The organism is Paraburkholderia sp. MM5482-R2 (assembly GCF_050436125.1).
Classification (GTDB): Bacteria; Pseudomonadota; Gammaproteobacteria; order Burkholderiales; family Burkholderiaceae; genus Paraburkholderia; species Paraburkholderia tuberum.
In genome coordinates this window covers 106,541-125,445 of the sequence record NZ_JBNDLP010000002.1, presented here as the reverse complement: position 1 = coordinate 125,445, position 18,905 = coordinate 106,541, and the positions used below count along the sequence as shown (strand labels likewise).

General features: G+C 65.9%; 19 protein-coding genes. 14 read left to right on the top strand and 5 right to left on the bottom strand.

What is annotated here, in order from left to right:
* Positions 1-193: 193 nt before the first annotated feature.
* The 7 genes from OKW37_RS03650 to OKW37_RS03620 all read left to right on the top strand — a co-directional run bounded on the left by OKW37_RS03650 (position 194) and on the right by OKW37_RS03620 (position 9,407).
* The gene (locus OKW37_RS03650) at positions 194-739 is read left to right on the top strand and encodes a DUF2844 domain-containing protein (protein WP_184065972.1); all 546 of its coding nucleotides are present in this window, start codon (positions 194-196) and stop codon (positions 737-739) included.
* 14 nt (positions 740-753) lie between these two features.
* Positions 754-2,073 (top strand): DUF3443 domain-containing protein, encoded by a 1,320-nt coding sequence (locus tag OKW37_RS03645; protein WP_429408013.1) that lies wholly within the window; start codon positions 754-756, stop codon positions 2,071-2,073.
* A gap of 175 nt (positions 2,074-2,248) precedes the next feature.
* On the top strand, positions 2,249-3,484 hold the full coding sequence (gene flhB / locus OKW37_RS03640; RefSeq protein ID WP_429408015.1) for a flagellar biosynthesis protein FlhB: 1,236 nt from the start codon (positions 2,249-2,251) through the stop codon (positions 3,482-3,484).
* Entirely contained in the window at positions 3,481-5,583 is a 2,103-nt protein-coding gene (gene flhA / locus OKW37_RS03635; RefSeq protein WP_184065964.1) for a flagellar biosynthesis protein FlhA, read from the top strand. The genes flhB and flhA overlap by 4 nt, the downstream gene beginning before the upstream one ends.
* A 247-nt stretch (positions 5,584-5,830) precedes the next feature.
* Entirely contained in the window at positions 5,831-7,780 is a 1,950-nt protein-coding gene (gene flhF, locus OKW37_RS03630; RefSeq protein WP_429408017.1) for a flagellar biosynthesis protein FlhF, read from the top strand.
* Entirely contained in the window at positions 7,773-8,642 is an 870-nt protein-coding gene (locus OKW37_RS03625; RefSeq protein ID WP_429408019.1) for a MinD/ParA family ATP-binding protein, read from the top strand. Before flhF ends, OKW37_RS03625 begins: the two co-directional genes overlap by 8 nt.
* 30 nt (positions 8,643-8,672) lie before the next feature.
* The gene (locus OKW37_RS03620; protein WP_090802497.1) at positions 8,673-9,407 is read left to right on the top strand and encodes an RNA polymerase sigma factor FliA; all 735 of its coding nucleotides are present in this window, start codon (positions 8,673-8,675) and stop codon (positions 9,405-9,407) included.
* Positions 9,408-9,500: 93 nt separating this feature from the next.
* Here the strand turns inward: OKW37_RS03620 and OKW37_RS03615 are convergent, their stop codons facing one another.
* The 5 genes from OKW37_RS03615 to flgA form a co-directional block, all read right to left on the bottom strand.
* Positions 9,501-9,911, bottom strand: a complete 411-nt coding sequence (locus OKW37_RS03615) for a type II toxin-antitoxin system HicB family antitoxin (protein ID WP_090802498.1) — start codon at positions 9,909-9,911, stop codon at positions 9,501-9,503.
* A complete protein-coding gene (locus OKW37_RS03610; RefSeq protein WP_013090886.1) occupies positions 9,908-10,090 on the bottom strand; it encodes a type II toxin-antitoxin system HicA family toxin in 183 nt (60 codons plus the stop codon). Before OKW37_RS03610 ends, OKW37_RS03615 begins: the two co-directional genes overlap by 4 nt.
* A gap of 290 nt (positions 10,091-10,380) precedes the next feature.
* Positions 10,381-10,827 (bottom strand): flagella synthesis protein FlgN, encoded by a 447-nt coding sequence (locus OKW37_RS03605; RefSeq protein WP_090802500.1) that lies wholly within the window; start codon positions 10,825-10,827, stop codon positions 10,381-10,383.
* A 94-nt stretch (positions 10,828-10,921) separates the two neighbouring features.
* Complete coding sequence (gene flgM, locus OKW37_RS03600; RefSeq protein ID WP_090802502.1) at positions 10,922-11,281, bottom strand: flagellar biosynthesis anti-sigma factor FlgM; 360 nt, start codon at positions 11,279-11,281, stop codon at positions 10,922-10,924.
* A gap of 177 nt (positions 11,282-11,458) precedes the next feature.
* On the bottom strand, positions 11,459-12,922 hold the full coding sequence (gene flgA / locus OKW37_RS03595; RefSeq protein ID WP_429408022.1) for a flagellar basal body P-ring formation chaperone FlgA: 1,464 nt from the start codon (positions 12,920-12,922) through the stop codon (positions 11,459-11,461).
* A gap of 216 nt (positions 12,923-13,138) precedes the next feature.
* Between flgA and flgB the strand changes: the two genes are divergently transcribed.
* From flgB to flgH, 7 genes are all read left to right on the top strand, one after another.
* Positions 13,139-13,639, top strand: a complete 501-nt coding sequence (flgB, locus tag OKW37_RS03590; protein ID WP_429408024.1) for a flagellar basal body rod protein FlgB — start codon at positions 13,139-13,141, stop codon at positions 13,637-13,639.
* Between the two features lie 128 nt (positions 13,640-13,767).
* Positions 13,768-14,193 (top strand): flagellar basal body rod protein FlgC, encoded by a 426-nt coding sequence (flgC, locus tag OKW37_RS03585; protein ID WP_026225509.1) that lies wholly within the window; start codon positions 13,768-13,770, stop codon positions 14,191-14,193.
* Between the two features lie 10 nt (positions 14,194-14,203).
* Positions 14,204-14,950 carry a flagellar hook assembly protein FlgD gene (locus tag OKW37_RS03580; RefSeq protein ID WP_429408026.1) on the top strand — a complete coding sequence of 249 codons (747 nt, stop codon included), beginning with the start codon at positions 14,204-14,206 and terminating at the stop codon, positions 14,948-14,950.
* A 43-nt stretch (positions 14,951-14,993) separates the two neighbouring features.
* Entirely contained in the window at positions 14,994-16,508 is a 1,515-nt protein-coding gene (locus OKW37_RS03575; protein WP_429408028.1) for a flagellar hook protein FlgE, read from the top strand.
* Positions 16,509-16,525: 17 nt separating this feature from the next.
* On the top strand, positions 16,526-17,284 hold the full coding sequence (gene flgF, locus OKW37_RS03570) for a flagellar basal-body rod protein FlgF (RefSeq protein ID WP_184065937.1): 759 nt from the start codon (positions 16,526-16,528) through the stop codon (positions 17,282-17,284).
* Between the two features lie 104 nt (positions 17,285-17,388).
* Positions 17,389-18,177 carry a flagellar basal-body rod protein FlgG gene (gene flgG, locus OKW37_RS03565; RefSeq protein WP_187612742.1) on the top strand — a complete coding sequence of 263 codons (789 nt, stop codon included), beginning with the start codon at positions 17,389-17,391 and terminating at the stop codon, positions 18,175-18,177.
* 29 nt (positions 18,178-18,206) lie between these two features.
* Complete coding sequence (flgH, locus tag OKW37_RS03560) at positions 18,207-18,905, top strand: flagellar basal body L-ring protein FlgH (RefSeq protein ID WP_184066049.1); 699 nt, start codon at positions 18,207-18,209, stop codon at positions 18,903-18,905.

The following is an 18,905-nucleotide window of genomic DNA, read 5'->3' as shown; positions in this document are numbered from 1 at the left end:
TTGCGCCGGCTGAAAGAATCCGCAGGCATACTACGAGGTCAAAGCGGTACGGCACCCGGCCCGCGCAACGCCGGGCAGTCGCCCGGTGAGGCCATCCCTCAGCGTTGCGGCCGCGGCGGTGCCGTATCATCTGCCTATAAGCGGCCGCTTCGCGCAGTCGGCGAAGCGTGCCGCGGCTCGGGAGGAGCTTCTCATGTGGAGTCGTATTGGTCGCGCCGGAGTCACGGCGCTCGTATTGCCATGTTCGTTACTGGCCCTGACGGCCGCGCAATCCGCCCATGCGGCGTTGGGCAGCGCGCCGCTCACCCCCCCGTCCGACGCGTCGGTGTCCTCCCGCGTGGTGCAGCCCGCCAGCGGCACATCGCAAAGTGTCATGCGTTCTGAATCGAGCGCGGCGTCTTCCACATCTTCCACACCCGCTTCCTACACGGTACGCGAGACCACGTTCGGCAACGGCACCGTGGTGCGCGAATACCTGAGCACGAGCGGCGCGGTATTCGGGATTTCGTGGCATGGTCCGCAAATGCCCGATCTCAGTGATCTGCTCGGCAGTTATTTCCCGCAGTACGTGGCCGGCGTGAAGGCCGTGCGGGCCGCGCGCGGCAATGCGCGGGGGCCGGTCGCCGTCGACGAGAGCGGGCTGGTGGTGCGTTCGGGCGGCCACATGGGCGCGTTCAGCGGCGTCGCGTGGCTGCCCTCCGCGCTGCCGGCCGGCGTCAGCGGTTCCGACATCCAGTAACGGCGAGGACCACGATGCGAACCATGCTCACGACAGCGAACCTCAAAAGCTGGATGCAGGCCGCGCTTGCCGTGCTGCTCACGGCGACGCTCGTCGCCTGCGGAGGCGGAGGCGGCGGTAGCGACAACAACTCCAGCTCCAACAATGGCGGCAACACCTCGAACGGACTGAACGGCGGTTCGCTGCCGGCCAGGCCGACCCAGCAGCCGATCTCCGCGAATGCGTCGAACACGGTGCCGATCACGGTCGGCCGGGGCGTTTCGGGTGTCATCAACATCCCGACCGTCAGCGTGAGGATCTGCGCGCCAGGCTCGACCAGCAACTGTCAGACCATCGACAATATCCAGGTCGACACCGGCTCGTTTGGCCTGCGCGTGGTCAGTTCAGTGCTCAATTCGACGCTGCTCGGCGCGCTGCCAGTCAGCACGATTGGCAGCAACGGCGCGCAGCTCGCCGAGTGCGCGACGTTCGCGGACGGTTACACGTGGGGCTCGGTGCGTACCGCGATCGTGACGATCGGCGGTGAAACGACGACCAGCAGCATCCCGCTGCAGATCATCGGCGACAAGGCCGCGAGCACGGTACCAAGCGGCTGCGGCAGCGGCCCGGCCGAAAACACGGCCGCCGATCTGGGCGCGAACGGCATCCTCGGCATCGGCACCGCGCCGACCGATTGCGGCGCAACCTGCGCGAACACGACGACCGCGGCAACCTACAGCAACTACTTCGCCTGTCCGAACGGCACGTCGTGCACGCGCACCGCGGTGCCGATTCCGCAACAGATCGCCAATCCGGTCGCGAACTTCCCGCTCGACAACAACGGCGTGATCGTACAGATGGCACCGGTGTCGAACACCGGGCAGGCGTCGGCGACCGGCACGCTGGTGTTCGGCATCGGCACGCAGGGGAACAACCCGCTTGCCGCTGCGCAGGTATTCACGACCGACCCATACGGCGACCTCAACAACAGCACCTTCAACGGCACGACCGTCCAGGCGTTCCTCGATTCCGGCTCGAACGCCTATTTCTTCGGCGATAGCACGCTCACGCTGTGCGGCAGCCAGTTCGCGGGCTTCTATTGCCCGTCGTCGGCGCAGACCCGCACGGTCACGCTGGTCGGGAAGAACAACGTGTCGGCGGTCGCGAGCATCGGCATTCTGAACGCGCAGACGCTGTTCGCCAACGGCAGCAACTACGCGTTCAACACGCTCGCCGGCCAGATCGGCGGCAACGCCAGCTTCGACCTCGGTCTGCCGTTCTTCTTCGGCCGCTACGTGTACTACCACCTCGATCAGACCGCGAGCGGCGGTCCCTCCCCCTTCGTCGGCTACTGAAGCCGCACGTCGATTCAATGCCGGACGGCGCGCGTGACAGACGCGCGAGCCGTCCGCTCATCCTTCGAAATACCCCCGTTTCTCCGCCCTTATCCGCCGATCGGCGCTTGCGTCGAGCAGGAATAATCGCTGTCACTGGAAAGAGGCGCCGTGCCTCGGCCGACTGGAGAGCTTTGTGGCAGAGGACAGCGACCTCGAAAAAACCGAATCCGCCACCCCTCGGCGCCTGCAGAAGGCGCGCGAGGAGGGGCAGATCGTGCGTTCGCGGGAGTTGTCGACCTTCGCGCTGCTCGCGGCCGGGTTCTACGGCGTATGGGGCATGTCGGGCAGCATCGGCGAGCATTTGCAGAACATGCTGCGTGCGTCGCTCACCTTCAACCACGCGAGCGCGTTCGACACCAGCCGCATGCTGATCGGCGCGGGCTCAGCGGGTCGCGAAGGACTCTACGCGCTCGTGCCGATCCTCGGCGTCACCGGACTTGCCGCGCTGCTCGCACCGATGGCGCTGGGCGGCTGGCAACTGTCCGCGAAAGGGCTCGAGCCCAAGTTCAACCGGCTGAACCCGATCGAGGGCCTCGGCCGCATGTTTTCGATCAACGGACCGATCCAGCTCGGCATGTCGCTCGCGAAGACGCTGGTGGTGGGGTTGATCGGCGGCACGGCGATCTGGAATCGCCACGAGCAATTCCTCGCGCTCGCGACGCAGCCGCTCAATCTCGCGCTCTCCAACTCCGTGCATCTGATCGCGGTGTGCTGCGGCATGACGGTGGCCGGCATGTTCGCGGTGGCCGCGCTCGACGTGCCGTACCAGCTGTGGTCGTTCCACAAGAAGCTGCGCATGACGAAGGAAGAAGTGAAGCGTGAGCATCGCGAGAGCGAAGGCGATCCGCACATCAAGGGCAAGATTCGCCAGCAGCAGCGCGCGATCGCGCGGCGCCGCATGATGGCGCAAGTGCCGAAGGCCGACGTGGTCGTGACCAACCCGACCCACTTCGCGGTCGCGCTGCAATATACGGACGGCGAGATGCGCGCGCCGAAGGTGGTCGCGAAGGGCGTGAACCTCGTGGCCGCGCGGATTCGCGAGATCGCCACCGAAAACAACGTGCCGCTGCTCGAAGCGCCGCCGCTCGCGCGTGCGCTCTATCACAACGTCGATCTGAATCGTGAGATTCCGGGGCCGCTCTATGGCGCGGTCGCGGAAGTGCTCGCGTGGGTCTATCAGTTGCGCCGCTTCAAGGCCGAAGGCGGCGACGTGCCGGTCGCGCCGACCGAACTCGACGTGCCGCCCGAACTCGACAAGGGCGGCGTAGCGGACGAGGACGCCGCCGAGGAAGCCGCCAACACGCTGAACCCGGCCGACGACAACGCCAACGACGCCACTAGCGACGACAACAACGGAGCCTCCGCATGAACGCTCGCGCCGGTTTCCTCGCCCGACGCCCGGATGCGCTGAGCAGCACCAACCTGCGCGCCCTCGCCGGGCCGGTGCTGATCTGCATGATCCTCGGCATGATGATTCTGCCGTTGCCGCCGTTCCTGCTGGATCTGCTGTTCACGTTCAACATCGCGCTGTCGGTGATGGTGCTGCTCGTCAGCATGTACACGATGAAGCCGCTCGACTTCGCCGCGTTCCCGAGCGTGCTGCTGTTCTCGACGCTGCTGCGGCTGTCGCTGAACGTCGCCTCGACGCGGGTCGTGCTGCTCGAAGGCCATACCGGTCCCGATGCGGCCGGTCAGGTGATCGAGTCGTTCGGCCACTTCCTCGTGGGCGGCAACTTCGCGGTTGGTATCGTCGTGTTCGTGATCCTGATGGTGATCAACTTCATGGTGATCACGAAGGGCGCGGGGCGGATCGCCGAAGTGTCCGCGCGCTTCACGCTCGACGCGATGCCCGGCAAGCAGATGGCGATCGACGCCGATCTGAACGCCGGCCTCATCAACGAAGAGCAGGCTCGCACGCGGCGCAAGGAGATCTCTCAGGAAGCCGAGTTCTACGGCTCGATGGACGGCGCGAGCAAGTTCGTGCGAGGCGATGCGGTCGCCGGCCTCCTGATCATGGTGATCAACATCATCGGCGGGCTGATCGTCGGGATGGTCCAGCACGACATGAGTTTTGCCGCGGCGGGCAAGAACTACACGCTGCTGACGATCGGCGACGGCCTCGTGGCGCAGATTCCGTCGCTGGTGATTTCGACGGCGGCCGGCGTGATCGTCTCGCGCGTCGCGACCAACGAGGACATCGGCACGCAGCTGACCGGCCAGCTGTTCACGAACCCGCGCGTGCTGATGATCACCGGCTGCATTCTCGTGCTGATGGGCCTGATCCCGGGCATGCCGCACTTCGCGTTCCTGATTCTCGGCGGCGGCCTGATCCAGCTCGGCCGCACGATGAAGAAGCGCACCGAGGAGCGCAAGAACGCACCGGCGCTCGTCGACGTCGCGCCGGCCGCGCTGGCGCCGGTCGAAAACGCCGAGGCGAGCTGGGACGACGTGACGATGATCGACACGCTCGGCCTCGAAGTCGGCTACCGGCTGATTCCACTCGTCGACAAGAACTCGGACGGCGAACTGCTCAAGCGGATCAAGAGCATCCGCAAGAAGTTCGCGCAGGAAATCGGCTTTTTGCCGCCGGTCATTCATATCCGCGACAACCTCGAATTGCGGCCGAACGGCTATCGGATCGCGTTGAAGGGCGTCGAGGTCGGCTCGGGCGAGGCGTATCCGGGCCAGTGGCTCGCGATCAACCCGGGCCAGGTATCGGCCGCGCTGCCGGGCACGCCGACCCAGGACCCGGCGTTCGGCCTGCCCGCCATCTGGATCGACACGAATCTGCGCGAACAGGCGCAGGTATACGGCTACACGGTCGTCGATTCGAGCACGGTGGTCGCGACGCACCTGAATCACCTCGTCGTCACGCACGCGTCGGAGCTGCTCGGCCGCCGCGAGGTGCAGTCGCTGGTCGAGCGGATGCAGAAGGACACGGCGTCGCTTGTCGACGATCTGGTGCCGAAGATGCTGCCGCTCACCACGCTGCAAAAGGTGCTACAGAACCTGCTCGAAGAAGGCGTGCCGATTCGCGACATGCGCACGATCCTCGAAGCGCTCGCCGAACACGCGACCAAGCTCACCGACCCGCACGACCTCACCGCCGCGGTGCGGCTCGCGCTGGGCCGCGCGATCACGCAGCAGTGGTTCCCCGGGACCGCCGACATGCAGGTGATGGGCCTCGACGCGAACCTCGAACGGGTGCTGTCGCAGGCGCTATCGACCGGACCGAACCCGGGCCTCGAACCGGGTCTCGCGAACACGCTGCTCACCGAAACGCAGAAAGCGATGACGCGTCAGCAGAACCTTGGCCTCGCTCCGGTGCTGCTGGTGCAGCACGCACTGCGGCCGATGCTCGCGCGCTTCCTGCGCCGCAGCCTGCCGCAGCTGAAGGTGCTCTCGTATGCGGAAGTGCCCGATACGCGCAACGTCAAGGTGGTCAATCTGATCGGCGCGCACGGCTGACCAAGGTCGCTCGCTCGCGGCTGTCGATACAACGCAACCGGCGCTCAAATGGGGCGCCGGTTTGCGTTTGCACGGCTCTCCCAGGCTCGTCGAACGATGCGTCTGCCGTGTGTCCATCGCGCGAATTACCCACCTTTAACGGTCTTTATCCATCGATCGTCGCCCGACGCCTTTCGCAATAATTGATCGCAATGGGAAGCGGTGTATTGCCGGTCCGTCAGTCCGTATACCTCATCGGGGGTCCAGCTTGAACATTCGTAAATTTGTCGGTGCTACCAGTCGCGACGCGCTGCGTCTCGTTCGCGAAGCACTTGGCCCCGATGCGGTCGTGCTGTCGAATCGCACGATGGACGACGGCAGCGTCGAAATCGTCGCGCTCGCCGATAGCGATCTCGCCGCGATCACGCCGAAAGCGCGCGAAGGCGCGCAGGCCGCGGCGCTCGGCACGGGCTCAGGTGCGGCATCGACGCTGGCCCCGCGCGGCTTGTTCGCGGCGCCGACGAATCCATACGCGAGCGCAATGCCGGACGTGTTTTCGTCGGTGTTCGGCGCGAGCCCGGAAGCGGGTGGTGAAGCGACGCCGGCGATCGAGCCGGCGAATGCGACTGCGGATTTCATGGCCGGCTCGGTGAACAGGACGGCGCTCAATTCGGCGCTCAGCCAGGCGCTCAGCATGTCCGCGAATCAAGCAGCGCCCGCCGCAAGCCAGTCGGCGTCCAGCGCGGCCACATCGTTCAACGCACCGGCCACGCCCGCCGCTGCCGCCGCGCCTTCCGGCGCGAGCGCCCGCGCCGCGGCCGCGCGCCTGTCGAAAGACATCCGCGCGGATTTGCTGAAAGCTGCCGGCGTGCCGGTACCGCCGGCAATCCCATCGAGCGAAGCCGCCGCGCCGCGCACGATGGCCGAGTCGAATCCGTGGCTCATCGATCACGCGCGCCGCCTCGCGGCCGAGCAGCAGCAACAGAGCGGCCAATACAGCGCGCGTCCCGCCGCGATGACGCCCGCCGTCGCGACCGCCAAAGGCCTCGGCAGCGCAGTCGACGCGCGGCCGGCCGCCGTGCCGCCGGTGATCGACACGCCCGACTGGGCGCGCGATGCCGCCGAAGCCGCTGCGCGCCGCGCCGCTCAGAAGATCGCGCCCGTGCCGTCCGCTACTGACGAAAGCCGCACGCCGTCCGCCGTCGCCGAAGCGATCAAGGGGCGCATGGAGCAGGTCGTCAAGGACACCGTGATGAACGAGCTGTCGTCGATGCGCGACATGATGGAAGAGCACTTCGCGGGTCTGCTGTGGGGCGATCGACAGCGCCGCAGTCCCGCACGCGCCGCGCTCACCAAGCACCTGTTCGCCGCCGGCTTTTCCGCGCAGCTCGTGCAGATGCTGGTCGACAACCTGCCCGAAGATGTCGACACGATGGATGGCGGCATGGACTGGGTGCGCTCGGTGCTCGAGTCGAACCTGCCGGTGATGGAGGACGAAGACGCGCTGATGGAGCGCGGCGGCGTATTCGCGCTGATGGGGCCGACCGGCGTCGGCAAGACGACGACCACCGCGAAGCTCGCAGCGCGCTGCGTGATGCGCTTCGGCGCGAGCAAGGTGGCGCTGCTGACGACCGACAGCTACCGCATCGGCGGTCATGAACAGCTGCGCATCTTCGGCAAGATTCTCGGCGTTTCGGTGCATGCGGTGAAGGACAGCGCCGATCTGCAGCTCGCGCTCTCGGAGTTGCGCAACAAGCACATCGTGCTGATCGACACGATCGGTATGAGCCAGCGCGACCGGCTCGTGTCCGACCAGATCGCGATGCTAAGCCGCGCCGGCCAGCCGGTGCAGCGTCTGTTGCTGCTCAACGCAACGAGCCACGGCGACACGTTGAACGAAGTCGTGCAGGCGTATCAGCGCGCGCCGGACCAGCAGCCGCTCGCCGGCTGCATTCTGACCAAGCTCGACGAAGCGACCAACCTCGGCGGCGTGCTCGATACGGTGATCCGCTACAAGCTGCCGGTGCATTACGTATCGACCGGACAGAAGGTGCCGGAGAACCTTTACGTCGCGACCAAGAAATTCCTGATCAAGAGCACCTTCTGCATTCCGCGCGACAGCTCGCCGTTCGTGCCGCACGACGACGACATCCCCGCTTTGCTGTCCTCGCTGTCCGCACGTTCGACGGCCGAGCTGCACGAGGTTCGCTTTGGATAAGTTCGTTTCGGATCAAGCCGAAGGGTTGCGGCGGCTGCTCGGGCGCGGCGGCGCGCGCGTGATCGCGTTGGCGGGTGCGTCGTCGGGCGTCGGTAATACGACCGTGGCGGTCAACCTCGCCGCGGCGCTCGCACAGCAGGGCAAGGACGTGCTGGTGATCGACGAATGCGTCGGTGAGAAGTCGGTGAGCGCGATGCTTGGCGGCTTGCGCGGCGCGGGCAACTTCGCGGCGGTGATGCGCGGCGAGAGCCCGGTCGATTTCGCCGCCGCGCGTCACGCGCTCGGTTTTTCGGTGCTGTCCGCCTCGCGCAACAACCGCGAGGGGCATACGGAGGCCGAACTTGGTGTGCTGCTCGGCGGCTCGGCCGATATCGTGCTGATCGACGCGCAACTCGACGACGAAGGGCATCTGTCGCCGCTCGCCAAGCAGGCACATGACGTGATGATCGTCGCGCGCATGTCGGGCGAGGCGATCACCGAGGCCTATGCGTGCATCAAGCGTTTGCATTACGCGCACGCGATCGCGCAGTTGCGCGTGCTCGCGAATCACGTCCAAAGCGCCAACGACGCGCAAGCCGCGTTCGCGAATCTCGCCGGCGTGGCCGGCCGTTACCTGACCGTCGCGTTGGAAAACGCCGGCTGCATTGCGGCCGACGTGCGCATCGCACGGGCACTCGAGCTGTCGCGCTGCGTGGTCGACGCGTTTCCGTCGACACCGGCCGCGCGCGACTTTCGCCATCTCGCCGCCGAATTGCAGTACTGGCCGATGCGGCCAGCGATGTCGTCGCAAACGCCCTGGCGGGCGCCTGCGACAGTTACAGCGGCGCACCACGCCGACCAACCGTCCGCGCATCACGCTTGAAAGGCGTGCACGAAGGACAAGGGGAGCACGATGTACAACGCTCAGGGAAAGATTTCTCAGGCCGAAGTTTTGACGAAGTACGCACCGCTCGTGCGTCGACTCGGCTTGCAGCTTGTCGCGAAAATGCCGGCGAGCGTCGATCTCGACGACCTGATCCAGGCCGGCATGATCGGTTTGCTGGATGCCGCCGGCCGCTACAAGGAAGACCAGGGCGCGCAGTTCGAGACCTATGCCAGCCAGCGGATTCGCGGCGCGATGCTCGACGAGTTGCGCAGCAACGACTGGCTGCCGCGCAGCCTGCGCCGCACGTCGCGCGAAGTGGAATCCGCGGTGCACAAGGTGGAGCAGAACCTCGGCCGCTCGGCGAGCGAGGCGGAGGTCGCCGAGCACCTGCAAATGCCGCTCGACGAATATCAGTCCATGCTGCAGGACCTGCATGGCAGCCAGCTGATCTACTACGAAGACTTCGACCGCTCCGCCGACGACGAACCTTTTCTGGACCGCTACTGCGTCGATCATTCCGATCCGCTCTCGGCGCTGCTCGACGACAGCCTGCGCTCGGCGCTCATCGAAGCGATCGACCGCTTGCCGGAGCGCGAGAAGCTGCTGATGTCGCTGTACTACGAGCGCGGCATGAATCTGCGCGAGATCGGCGCGGTGATGGAAGTCAGCGAATCGCGCGTGTGCCAGTTGCATAGCCAGGCCGTGGCACGCCTGCGCGCCCGACTGCGCGAAATGGCCTGGGCGAACGCCGAAGCGAACTGACGCCACCGCGGCGCCGCACGCCGTTTTTCAAACGCCGTCTGCAGATGCGGCGGTGCGCCGATGCCGATGCCCGCCTGTGCCACCTGCCGTTGCTCAGGCGTTCGCCATCTCATGCTCGGCGGCGAGCGCGAGAAACGCCGAGCGCGACATACCGCGCGCCTGCGCATACGCGTCGATCTCCTGCACCAGCACCTCGGGCAGCGAGATGTTGATGCGAACCGCCTTCTTCAACGCCGGAATATTGCGCGTCGTCACGAAACCCCATGTGAACCCCGCGAACTCGGGATTGCGCCGATGCTCGCCTAGCGTGAGAGGCTCGGGCAGCGGCAGCCCTTCGTCGAGCAAGGTTTCGAGATGCGATTCGATTGCCTCTTTCGCGTTCACATACGCTTGTTCGAGCGTGTCGCCCGCGGAGTAGCAGCCTGGAATATCGGGCACCACGACGCCGAACGCGTGCGTGTTGTCTCCGGGTTCGATGGCGATCGGAAAGATCAGATGCTTCATTTGAGCCCCGCCTGTTTCAGAATGCTGTTCAGGGTGCCGGCCGGCAAATCTTTTTTCGGATGCGGGACGGTCACGAGCCCCCGTTTTCCCGCGTGCCTGAAATGATGGTGACTGCCCGCTATGCGGACGAGCTGCCAGCCATTCGCTTGAATCAATTTGACGACCTCGGCACTGTTCATACATCATACCCTCCATTATACACACGCCTACACAAACTAACGAGCAAACAAGCTTCCGCCCGTCGAATTGCGGCCGCGTTGAAGCCGCGGCGTTGGCGAAAGCTCGAACGAAGTCACCATTTCAACGTGACGAGGTGGACTAGCGCCAGCTAGCCGAACGGCTAACGCAGCGCGGAACGGACAGGGAAGTGGGTGGAAAAGCGGCGGCGGAAAACGAAAAAGCCCGTCATCGACGGGCTTTTTCATTCATTTCGTGTATTGCTCGATTGCAGGCCGGGCAGGCGGGCCGATCAAAGTCCCGAATAAGCCGGAACTCGTCCATCCGGCCCGTACAGATTCGTCTTGCGCGGCACGTTGACTTGCAGCGCCTTTAGCGCGCGCTCGTTGTAGTCCATCCGCACGCGGATCAGCTCGCCGTTGTTGGTGTTGACGCGCCGCGCGCGATCCGCGGCTTTCTGCAGCAGCTTCCATTGCGTCGCGACGCGCGCGTCGGTGCTGGCCGCGAGCTCCATGCCGGACCAGCCGGTCGGAAAGCCGAGTTCGGCCAGATGCGAGTCGCGCGCGGCTTCGAGCCTCGCGAGCACGCCGATCAGCTCGGTTTTCTTCTCGACGATCGCCGGCAACTGCTCCAGCGGCGAGATCGCCGTCAGCGCTTTGGTTTCGAGAGTGAGGATCGAGGCGAATGCCTCGACGGTCGAATATTCTTCGATCAGGGTAGCAACGAGGGCGTCTTTCATATCAACAACTCGCTACGCACACTGGCTCGCGAACGGCGCGCGAACCGGGTTGGTCGGAGGCCGCCCGGCAGATCACCGCGCGGCGAAACGCCGATCAGTTGCCGGTCGACGAGGTTTTGTTCTGCAACAGGTCGCGCGCCGTCTGCAGCACGCCGTCGGCGATCTTGCCGGAGTCGATCTGCAGCTTGCCGTCCTTGATCGCCTGTTTGATCGACTCGACGTGCGCGGTGTCGATGTCGGCCGAGCCGGAGGCCGCGAGGCTGCGCAGATGCTGCGACAGACCCGACAGGCTCACGCTCGTTTCGCCCGACGCGCTGCTCGCGGCCGGCGCGGCCGTGCTCGTCGCGCCCTGGGTGGTGCTGGCTGCCGGCGTGGCTTCGTCGCTCTGCTGCGAACGGGACAAAGCGTCTTTCAAGGACGGCAGATTTGAAGAGGTGGTGGGATCGACTTTCACGATTGGCTTCCCTAACGATTTGATCCTGATAACGGCAACCGCTGATCAAAACTTTAGCGCAATCGCTCGACACCCGGCTCGCCGCCAGGTGGCCATCTACCCCTTTCAATCCCCGTCCGTCTGCCCTGGCCACCGGGGCGCCGACCGTTTCGGCGGTGCTCGTTGCCGCCAGCCCGCTCACATCTGGATCTCCACCGTGCCGCCGTCCTTGACGATGCCGGAGATGATCTGGCCGTTGGCGGTCTTCACGCGCACCTGCTGGCCCGGCGACGCGTTGTTCATCGCGCTGCCCTCGGACGAGATCGAGAAACCGTCGCCGGCCGCGATGACCCGCACGGTCTGGCCGAACACCACCGCCGACGCGCTCTTGAGCATGTCGCGGCGCAGCGGCATGCCGCCCGCGATCCGCACGAGCGAGACCGAGCCGACCGCCTGCGACGGGTCGGTGACGATCGCCTGCGGCAGGCCGGTCAGGTCGCCTTCGCGCGCGACGAGGTCGGCGGCCGTGAGCACTTCGCCCGGCGCCATCGCGCGGGCGGCGAGGTAGTAGGTCGCATGCAGCGAGATGCGCGCCTGCAGATAGATGGTCCACGGCCGCTCGCCCGCGCAGCGCACGCCGACCGTCAGCCGGCCCCACAGGCGCGCGCCGGTCGGCATGAACGGTTCGAGCGACGTGCACGCGGCGAGGCCGCGCGGAAACGCGGACGCGACAGTGATGTCGGCCTTGCCGGGCAGGCCGACGGCCTGCTGTTGCAGGAACGCGAGCGCGCTCGCGTGAATCGCTTCCGGGTCCTGCTGGCCTGGCAGCGGCGCGGCTTGCGCAGCCGTCGCGGCGGTAGCGGTCTGCGGCGTTCTCTGTGCAATGACGGCCGCCGCTTGGCGCGAGCCAGGCGACGTCGCGGGTGTTCTCGCGATCCCGGGATGCGCCGGCTGCGCCGCAGCGGCCGCGATCGGCTTGCCATTCGCGCCGAACTCGGGCGGCTCGCCGCGCGCGGCGAGACTGTCGAAACCGTCGCCTTGCGGCGCACTGGCCGCGACCACGCGCTGATTCGCGACGCTGGCGGCCGGGCCCGCTTCGACATTGACGCGCGCGACGCCCGACGCCTCAGTGCTGGCCGCCGGCGGAATCGTCACGACGCCGTTGGCGTCCGGTTTGAAGTTGGTGCGGATGATGGCCGGCGCGGCGGCAGCGGGCTCGCCCGCGCCCGGAATGACGATCGCGCCGCTTGCGCTCGCGGCACGCCCGAACGTATCGGTGTCGCGCGACCCGCTCGCGCGGCCGAGCGACTGTGCGGTCGCCGCCGCGAGCGACGCCGCCGACGCGCTGCGCTGCGCCGGCGTCTGAATCCGTTGCGCGAGATCGTTCAGCGCGGCGGGATTTTTCTCGGCGGGCCCGGCAATCACGATCGGGCCGCCCGCATCCTGCGCCTGGGTCGTGGCCGGCAGCAACACGATGCCGCCCGCAACCCATACCGCGGCCCGCGTCAGGCAATGCGCAAGGCAACGCGAGAAAGAGCGCGGCACCGGCTGGGCGAGCGCGCCCTCCGAACCATCGCCCCGTTCATCGACCCGGCCACCCCCCACGCGACGCATCGTCGTGCCGCTCGCCGGCTGCGGCAAGGTGTTGGTGGGCTGGTCCATCGCGGGTCTCCATCGAATGCATCGGTACGCCTTGCATTCTAGTGAGCGCCGCTTTCGCGCAAACGTTGAATAGAAGCCCCCTTTCCCGGTTATTCGTCCGATTGCCGCTTGCGCGCGGCCCATAAGATGCATCACATGCAAAAAGGCCTTCGCGCCCGCCGCGTGTCTCACGATGCGCACACGGGACGGCCTTGGAAACGTTCTCGGGAGATTCCGATGCTGGACAAGCTCGATGCCGAATTCGCATTCGGCCGGCAGGCGATGGATGTGCGCGCATACCGGCAGGAACTGCTGTCGTCGAATATCGCGAACGCCGACACGCCCGGCTACAAGGCGCGCGATATCGACTTCGCGTCGTCGCTCGCCGGCGCACTGAAGAAGACGGGCGGCAGCACCGCGGCCCAAGGCGCATCGAACAGCTCGACGCTCGCGATGACGCAACCCGCGGGCGTGACGAGCGGCATGTCGATGAACACGACCGAGGCCGGCCACATGAGCGGCAAGGCCACGCTGACGGCGACGGGCGGCAGCCCCGACGATTACGGCAACCTGCAATACCGGATTCCGCTGCAGCCGGCGCTCGACGGCAACACGGTCGACGTCGACACCGAGCGCGTGCAGTTCGCCGACAACACGGTGCACTTCGAGTCGGGTATGACGGTCGTGTCGAACCAGATCAAGACGATGCTGTCGGCGATCACGTCGGGCTCGTCGTAAGCCGGGCACGAGCACGGCACCCAGGCAGGGCGCATAGCTGCTGAACACAGGCAGCATGCGCGCACGAACAGAAACGCTACGGGACTTAACGTAAAGCCGGTGCGAACCGGCAGGAGAGGTCAGGAAACATGCCATCCCTGATGAACATTTTTGGTGTCGCGGGTTCCGCGATGTCGGCGCAGTCGGAGCGGCTCAACGTGACGGCGTCGAACCTGGCCAACGCGGACAGCACGACGGGCCCCGACGGTCAGCCGTACAAGGCCAAGCAGGTCGTGTTCGCGGTGAGCCCGCTCGGCGGCGCGCGCACGCGCTCCGGCCAGCAGGTCGGCGGCGTGCAGGTGACGGGCGTGGTCGACGATCCGTCGCCGATGAAGACCGCGTACGAGCCCGGCAATCCGGCCGCCGACGCGAACGGCTACGTGACGCTGCCCAACGTCGACCCGGTGCAGGAGATGGTCAACATGATCTCGGCCTCGCGCTCGTACCAGGCCAACGTCGAAACACTGAACACCGCCAAAACCCTGATGCTGAAAACGCTCACGATCGGAACCTGAGGAGAGAGCCTTGACCACCAACACCACGATCGGCGGCAGCGGCACGACCGTTTCGCAGACGCTGCTCGACACGATGAACGGCACGAGCAGCAGCTCGAGCGCGACCAGCTCGACGAGCAGCACGTCGAGCAGCACGTCGAGCAGCACGTCGGGCACGTCGGCGGCGGACCTGCAGAACACCTTTCTGCAGCTGCTCGTCGCGCAAATGCAGAACCAGGACCCGACCAATCCGATGGACAGCTCGCAGATGACCTCGCAGCTCGCCGAGATCAGCACGGTGCAGGGCATCAGCCAGCTCAATACGTCGCTCTCCTCGCTGTCGACGCAGCTGTCGGCGGGCCAGCAATCGCAGGCCGCGTTGCTGATCGGTTCGACCGTGCTCGCACCGGGCAACTCGATCACCGTGGCGAGCGGCCAGACGAACGAGTTCGGCGTCACGCTCGCGAACTCCGTCAGCGACCTGCAGATCGTCGTGAAGAACTCGGCCGGCACGATCGTCAACACGCTCGATCTCGGCAAGCAGTCGGCCGGCACGATTCCGGTTGGCTGGACGCCGACCGATTCGGCGGGCAACACGCTCGCCGACGGCACCTACACGATCACCGCGACAGGCACGATCAACGGCCAGCAGGCGACGGCTACCACGCTCACCGGCGCGACGGTGGAAAGCGTCGTCCAGCAGAGCAGCGGCACGCCGGGCCTCGTGCTGTCGAACGGCTCGACGGTCGACCTGACCGGCGTCGCAGCGATCCTGTAGTCCGGATCCATTCAGTTACGACTTTACAGATACGGAGTACGTCATGAGTTACCAAACAGGTTTGAGCGGTCTGTCGGCGTCGTCGAGCGATCTCGACGTGATCGGCAACAACATCGCCAACGCCAACACCGTCGGCTTCAAGAGCGGCACCGCGGAATTCGCCGACATGTACGCCAATTCGGTCGCGACCGCGACGAGCCAGCAGATCGGTATCGGTACGCAACTCTCCGAAGTGCAGCAGCAATTCTCGCAAGGCACGCTCACGACGACGAACCAGGCGCTGAACGTCGCGATCAACGGCAACGGCTTCTTCCAGATGTCGAACAACGGCACGCTGACCTATTCGCGCAACGGCGTGTTTCAGCTCGACAAGAACGGCTTCATCACGAACGCGCAGGGCCTCGATCTGATGGGCTATGCGGCCAATAGCGCGGGCATCGTCAACACCGCGCAGACCGTGCCGCTGACGGTGCCGACCGCGAACATCGCGCCGCAGGCGACCACCTCGATCACCGCGGGCCTGAACCTGAACGCGCAGGACAACATCATGCTCGGCGCGCCGACCGCGACGCCGGGCGGCACCAACGCCGGCACGCTGAACACGACCGGCGCGACGATCACCAACGCGGCAGCGGGCACCAACACCGACCAGTACACGATCAACTTCACGAGCCCGACCACCTACACGGTCACGGACAACACGCTCGGCACGACCACGGCGTCGCAGCCCTACACGGCCGGCACCGCGATCACGCTCGGCAACGGCGAGAGCATCACGTTCAGCGGCACGCCGGTGGCCAACGACAGCTACACGATCACGCAGAACCCGACCACGTTCAACCAGAACAGCTCGTCGACCTACAACTACTCGACGAGCACGACCGTCTACGACACGCTCGGCGGCTCGCAGACCGTCAATATGTACTTCGCGAAGACGGGCTCGGGCACGTGGAACGTGTACGCGGGCCCGTCGACCGGCACCGCTTCCCTGATCGGCACGGCGAACTTCAACTCGTCGGGCACGCTGGTCAGCACGACCGACGCGACGACCGGCCTCGCGACCGCGACGCTCGGCGCGTTCACGATGTCGATCCCGACCACCGACGGTTCGGGCACGCCGCAGAACGTCACGCTGAACATGGCCGGCACCACGCAGTACGGCGGCAAGGACGGCGTGAACAGCCTGTCGACCGACGGCTACGCGGCGGGCCAGCTGACGAGCTTCACGGTCGGCTCCGACGGCACGCTGACGGGCAACTACTCGAACGGGCAGACCGCGGCGCTCGGCCAGATCGTGCTCGCGAACTTCTCGAACCAGAACGGCCTCGTCGACCTCGGCAACAACGAGTACGGCCAGACGGCTGCCTCGGGCGTCGCGCAGATCTCGACGCCGGGCTCGACCAATCACGGCGTGCTGCAAGGCGGCGCGGTCGAGAACTCGAACGTCGATCTGACGAGCGAGCTGGTCAACCTGATCACCGCGCAACGCAACTATCAGGCGAACGCGCAGACGATCAAGACCCAGCAGGCCGTCGACCAGACCCTGATCAACCTGTAAGCGAACAGGAGTTCTTCATGGATCGGCTGATCTACACCGCGATGTCGGGCAGCGCGCAGGCGCTCGAACAGCAGGCGATCGTCGCGAACAACCTCGCGAACGCGTCGACCACGGGCTTTCGCGCGCAGCTCGAAACCTACCGCGCCGTGCCGATGTCGTTCGGCGACGGCAGCGCGATCAACGACGACACGACCCGTACCTTCGTGCTGTCGTCGACACCGGGCGCCGACTACACGCCGGGGCCGATCCAGCAGACGGGCAATCCGCTCGACGTCGCGATTCAGGGGCCGGGCTGGCTGTCGGTGCAGACCGCCGACGGCAACGAGGCCTACACGCGCGCGGGCAATCTGCACATCGACGAAAACGGCCAGCTCGTGAACGCGACCAATCAGGTCGTGCTCGGCAACGGCGGGCCGGTATCGGTGCCGCCGGGCGCGCAGATCACGATCGGCAAGGACGGCACGGTGTCGGCATTGACGCCGGGCGATCCGCCCACCGCTGTGGTCACCGTCGATCAGCTGAAGCTGGTCAATCCCGATCCGCAGTCGCTCACGCGCGGCGATGACGGTCTGTTTCGCACCGCCGACGGCAATCCCGCCGACGCCGATCCGACCGTGACGGTCGCGCCGGCGTCGCTCGAAGGCAGCAACGTGAATCCGGTCAGCGCGATGGTCTCGATGATCACCAACGCGCGCCAGTTCCAGATGCAGACGCAGTTGCTGGAAAACGCCGACAAGAACGATCAGTCCGCCAACCAGCTGCTCAGCTTCAGCTAACGGATTGCCGCGGGGCGCCCTTCGAGGCGCGCTCCGAGACCGCTTTGCATGGGGCCGGAGTAAGCGCTAAAGCGCCAACTCCGCCCGACATTGGAGAACCATAAGTGAACCGCTCACTGTATATCGCCGCCACCGGCATGAATGCGCAACAGGCGCAGATGGACGTGATCTCGAACAACCTCGCGAACGTCAGCACCAACGGCTTCAAGGGCTCGCGCGCGGTGTTCGAGGATCTGCTGTACCAGACCATCCGCCAGCCGGGCGCGAACTCGACGCAGCAAACCGAACTGCCGTCCGGCATCCAGCTCGGCACCGGCGTGCAACAGGTCGCGACCGAGCGTCTGTACACGCAGGGCAACCTGCAGCAGACCGGCAACTCGAAGGACGTCGCGATCAACGGCGGAGGCTTCTTTCAGGTGCAGATGCCCGACGGCACGACCGCCTACACGCGCGACGGCTCGTTCCAGACCAACGCGCAGGGTCAGCTCGTCACGTCGAGCGGCTACCAGGTGATTCCGGCGATCACGATCCCGACCAATGCCACCTCGCTGACGATCGGCAGCGACGGCGCGGTGTCGATCACCGTGGCCAACTCGAGCAATACGCAGCAGCTCGGCACGATGCAGCTCGCGACCTTCATCAACCCGGCCGGCCTCGACGCCAAGGGCGAGAACCTGTTCTCGGAGACGGCGTCGTCGGGTGCGCCGAACGTGTCGCAGCCGGGTCTGAACGGCGCGGGCACGCTCAACCAGGGTTACGTGGAAGCGTCGAACGTGAACGTCGTGCAGGAACTGGTGAACATGATCCAGACGCAGCGCGCGTACGAAATCAACAGCAAGGCCGTGACGACCTCCGACCAGATGCTGCAGACCTTGAGCCAGATGCAGGTTTGAGGACTGGAAATTTAAGGCGGTAAACGATGATGTCGCATTCCACTCGCACTCCGGTTCATTCGCGCACGGCCGAAGCGCTCGTGCAGCTCACGCTGCTCGCCGCGCTCGGCGGCTGCGCCCAACTGCCGAGGGAACCGATCACCCAGCAGCCGATGAACGCGGTGCCGCCGCTGCCGCCGCAGGCGCAGGCGCCGGGCTCGATCTACAACCCGGGCTACGCGGGTCGGCCGCTGTTCGAAGACCAGCGGCCACGCAACGTAGGCGACATCATCACGATCGTGATCGCCGAGAACATCAACGCGACGAAGAACTCGGGCGCGAATGCGAGCCGCAACGGCAGCACGAACTTCAGCGTGCCGACCGCGGGCTTTCTCGGCGGCCTGTTCGCCAAGACCAACCTGAACGCGACCGGCGCCAACGGCTTTGCCGGCACCGGCGGCGCGAACGCGTCGAATACGTTCAACGGCACGATCACCGTGACCGTGACCGGCGTGCAGGCGAACGGCAACCTGATCGTGAGCGGTGAGAAACAGATGCTGATCAATCAGGGCAATGAATTCGTGCGCTTTTCCGGTGTCGTGAATCCCAACACGATTTCGAGTCTGAACGCCGTGTACTCAACCCAGGTCGCCGACGCGAAAATCGAATACTCCGCGAAGGGTTACATCAACGAAGCGGAGACCATGGGCTGGCTGCAGCGGTTCTTCCTCAACGTGGCGCCGTGGTGA

Excerpts from the sequence above, each read along its gene's own strand:
- OKW37_RS03605 (WP_090802500.1), bottom strand. The coding sequence starts at position 10,827 with ATGAAAGACGCCCTCGTTGCTACCCTGATCGAAGAATATTCGACCGTC.
- OKW37_RS03610 (WP_013090886.1), bottom strand. The coding sequence starts at position 10,090 with ATGAACAGTGCCGAGGTCGTCAAATTGATTCAAGCGAATGGCTGGCAG.
- OKW37_RS03620 (WP_090802497.1), top strand. The coding sequence starts at position 8,673 with ATGTACAACGCTCAGGGAAAGATTTCTCAGGCCGAAGTTTTGACGAAG.
- flgC (WP_026225509.1), top strand. The coding sequence starts at position 13,768 with ATGCCATCCCTGATGAACATTTTTGGTGTCGCGGGTTCCGCGATGTCG.
- flgH (WP_184066049.1), top strand. The coding sequence starts at position 18,207 with ATGTCGCATTCCACTCGCACTCCGGTTCATTCGCGCACGGCCGAAGCG.
- OKW37_RS03650 (WP_184065972.1), top strand. The coding sequence starts at position 194 with ATGTGGAGTCGTATTGGTCGCGCCGGAGTCACGGCGCTCGTATTGCCA.
- flhA (WP_184065964.1), top strand. The coding sequence starts at position 3,481 with ATGAACGCTCGCGCCGGTTTCCTCGCCCGACGCCCGGATGCGCTGAGC.
- OKW37_RS03645 (WP_429408013.1), top strand. The coding sequence starts at position 754 with ATGCGAACCATGCTCACGACAGCGAACCTCAAAAGCTGGATGCAGGCC.
- OKW37_RS03615 (WP_090802498.1), bottom strand. The coding sequence starts at position 9,911 with ATGAAGCATCTGATCTTTCCGATCGCCATCGAACCCGGAGACAACACG.
- OKW37_RS03575 (WP_429408028.1), top strand. The coding sequence starts at position 14,994 with ATGAGTTACCAAACAGGTTTGAGCGGTCTGTCGGCGTCGTCGAGCGAT.
- flgB (WP_429408024.1), top strand. The coding sequence starts at position 13,139 with ATGCTGGACAAGCTCGATGCCGAATTCGCATTCGGCCGGCAGGCGATG.
- flgF (WP_184065937.1), top strand. The coding sequence starts at position 16,526 with ATGGATCGGCTGATCTACACCGCGATGTCGGGCAGCGCGCAGGCGCTC.
- flgA (WP_429408022.1), bottom strand. The coding sequence starts at position 12,922 with ATGGACCAGCCCACCAACACCTTGCCGCAGCCGGCGAGCGGCACGACG.